Below are 306 nucleotides of genomic sequence, written 5' to 3' on the forward strand. Positions count from 1 at the left end.
TCGCGCTGCGGGTGATGATTTCGAACTGGTCGATATTGCTCGCGTTGAGCCCCGCGCCTTCAATGGCGACGCTGCCTTGATCCACCTGGTAACGCTGGAGCTGGCCGTTCTCGATCACCGGTTTGCCGGTGGTCAGGGTGGCTTTCGGGGTGTTGATGAAGCCGCAGCCGTTGCAGCTCACGCCGTAGGGGTTGGCAACGATGACATGGGCCGATTGCCCGGCCACCTCGGTGTAGCCCTTGAGCTGACTGGGGCTGCCGCCGTTGACTTCGTTGAGGATCACATTGGCCGCGCGGCCACCCAGGT

1 protein-coding gene is annotated in these 306 nt (G+C 63.1%); it reads right to left on the bottom strand.

The window, feature by feature from the left end; genetic code table 11:
• Nucleotides 1-306 (bottom strand): two-partner secretion domain-containing protein (locus tag BLX41_RS02290; protein ID WP_123723606.1); only part of this gene is annotated, 306 nt, incomplete at both ends.

Source organism: Pseudomonas protegens (genome assembly GCF_003732485.1).
Lineage (GTDB): Bacteria > Pseudomonadota > Gammaproteobacteria > Pseudomonadales > Pseudomonadaceae > Aquipseudomonas > Aquipseudomonas protegens_B.